Origin of the sequence: Nocardia sp. NPDC058497, assembly GCF_042720195.1 — a bacterium.
GTDB lineage: Bacteria > Actinomycetota > Actinomycetes > Mycobacteriales > Mycobacteriaceae > Nocardia.
This window is the reverse complement of record NZ_JBHXMY010000702.1, coordinates 1-2,779: the sequence shown is the minus strand read 5'-3', so window position 1 is coordinate 2,779 and position 2,779 is coordinate 1. Positions and strand designations below refer to the sequence as shown.

At 62.9% G+C, this 2,779-nt stretch carries 2 protein-coding genes; one reads left to right on the top strand and one right to left on the bottom strand.

Annotated elements, in window-relative coordinates:
- Window positions 1-1,169: glycosyltransferase family 87 protein (locus ACFWPJ_RS29730; protein ID WP_378856368.1), on the bottom strand; the 1,169-nt coding region annotated here is incomplete at its 3' end.
- Window positions 1,170-1,557: 388 nt separating this feature from the next.
- Here ACFWPJ_RS29730 and ACFWPJ_RS29725 point away from each other — a divergent pair.
- Window positions 1,558-2,634: a 2OG-Fe(II) oxygenase family protein gene (locus ACFWPJ_RS29725; protein ID WP_378856366.1), complete on the top strand. Its 1,077-nt coding sequence runs from the start codon at window positions 1,558-1,560 to the stop codon at window positions 2,632-2,634.
- The last annotated feature ends 145 nt before the right edge of the window (window positions 2,635-2,779 follow it).

Genomic DNA, 2,779 nt, shown 5'->3' with positions numbered 1-2,779 from the left:
GTGATCACGTTGTAGATCGAGTCGTCGTCCGCGTGACGTTCGGTGTTGAGCCGGAAGAACTCTCGCCAGCCGTCGGGGAACAGCAGCGCGATCGGCAGGTTCACCACCAGCCAGGTCACCGCGGCCGCGGCCGCCGCGACCCCGGCCGCGCGCATCGGCCGCGTGTGCGCGCCGCCCAGGTACTCGCGGATCGCCTGCCGGTATCCGGTCTCGCTGTACCGCAGCAGTTCCCGCAGCGAGGGCAGCCGATGCCAGGTGTCGGCGCGCAGGCACAGCACCACGATCGGGCCGAGCAGCAGCAGCGGATACAGCTTCGCTGCGCCGCCGAGCCCGAACAGCACACCGGCCGGCACCGGGCGCCGCCGCGCCCAGGCCAGCAGGCCGGTGGCCGCGAAAGCCGTTGCGAGAGCGTCGAAATTGGTGAAAGCGTGCACCAGTACCAACGGCGACAGCGCCACCAGCGCGGCATCCCAGACCCGCCGCCCGGACAGCATGGCCGACGCCCACACGGTCACCAGCCAGGCCAGGGCCAGGCCCACCACGACGACATTGAAATAGACCACCACCGGCAGCGCCTTGGGCAGCGGCAACAGATCCCAGGCGTTGGCGACCTCCATGGACACGTACTGGTACAGGCCCGACAGCACCGGATACTCCATGTACCGGGTCTGCGACCTGCCGTCGGAATACTCGGTCCACGACTTCTTGTACGGGAACGCGCCCTCGTTCAGCCGCTCGACGCTGTAGAGCGGCACGGTGTCCGTGACGCACATGGCGACGTACTGACGGCCGTTGTTCGAGTCCCAGGACAGCTGGCCGCCGGGGCCGGCCTGCTGGATGCAGCCGGCCTTGCCGAACCAGCCCAGCGCCAGGAACACCACCGCGAACGCGAGCAGCACCCGCAGCGGGGTCCAGAAACGGGCCCGGCCGATCAGGGCATGATCGCCCACCGGCCCGCCGACGATGGTGCACGCCTGGGCGGCCAGCGAATCGGTGCGGCTTGGCTTGTCGCGCCGATCCAACGACCGCAGGTCGGGAGCGAGCTCCGCCGGGGCGGCGGTCGGTGCCAGTCGGTCCTCGGTCACGGCACCCGAGGCTACCGTCCTCGGAGTACGAGCTTCCGGTGCCGCTCGGGACACGCCGCCGACCGTCGCGACAACCCGACACATGATCCTGAACTCGAGTGTCGCAGAGAGTTCCGGCTCGCCATGCCGAAATTGCCCGTGGCACAACCGAAATTCCGGACAGGTGGTCCATAGGTCTTGACACTCGCGACACTTCCCCAGATCGCGGAAAGTCGCTCTGTGCACGCGTGAAGGGAATTCTGATCGCCGACGTGAACGTCGCCGTGATCTGCGACTATTGACAGCGCAGCTGTGGTGATGCGATGTTGAATACAGCACAGGTTCGCGTCAACCGAGAGTCGGACGAAGATTCGCATCAGCGGTCGCAAATTATCCAGTTCGCGCTTCTCTAGCGTACCTGCTACTCGATCATTATCGGGCACCAGTCCGAGTTGCTTTCGCTAGGATATCGTCGTCCAAAAGGGGTCAAGGCGTGATCAATAAAGAAACCGACGATGCGGTATCCAAATTCGGAACGGTAACCGACGATCTCGACTATTCCGGGTACACGCTCATCGAGAGCCCCGGCGACAACTTCGACGACAATTTCCAGCCACCGGTCTGCGACATGGCGGATCTCACGGGCGACCCGGCGGCACGAGATCGCTTCATCAACATCCTGGGCACAGCGATGGAGGACGTCGGGATCGCGATTTTGATCAACCACGGTATCGGCGCCGAAGAACTCCAGGCCACCGATGATCACGCATTGAACGTTTTCACAACGATACCCGATGAACAAAAATTGAGGTTCGTCTCACCAGACTGCGCCTATGGAGAGCCGTATTACCTGGGGTACGTTCCACTCCAGGAGAGCATGCCTTCGCTGCCCCATGCGGTAGAAGCATGGGAGTTCGACAGATCCGCCTTCCGGATGCCAGGGGAAGATGCGGACAAGGCCCTCAGCTACTGGCCTGACGAGAAGTTCGAAGCCGCGTTCAGAAAATTCTGGCAGGCGTGCGAGGAATTGACTCCACAGCTCGGCAGAGCGCTGCTCCGGCATCTGGATATCGATCCTTCGGTCTATGACGAGGAGATCGTCCCCACGAACGACGTGCTGAGGATCAATCATTACCCACCCATCAGTAATGATGCCGGGAGCCTTGCCTCGCCGGCCCGCGTCCTCGCTCACGAGGACTATGGACTCATCAGCCTGATGGCGGGCAGTCCTATCGAAGGGCTGCAGGTGTATCGCCCGCGCAGCAAGGCTTGGAGCAGGGTCCACACGCCAGCCGGTTCTCTTGTCGTGATCAGCGGTGCATGGCTGCGGTTTATCAGTAACGATCGCTTCCGCGCCTGCACCCATCGCGTCAGCGTGCCACGCGACCCTGCCCAGCGGGCCGTGCCACGGGTCACCGTTCTCTATACGCTTCATCCGTTTGAAGCGTCGGTCGTCAGGGTTTTGCCGGGACTCCATCCGAAACATCAGCCGACCAGCGGTAGAGAATTCATGACACGGGTAGCAGACAGCCTATCCGAAAGATGCCGATCGTTGACAAATCGTCCTTGAGATCTACGCCAGGCTGCCCACGGGAGGTGGTGACCATGCTGTTTCTTCCCCGGTCCGATATCGCTGCTCTGTTCGGCCAGGCTCGGTACCGCGCCTTTCAATTCGAGATGGAAGACGAACATATCGTGAGCGACGAGCACGAACC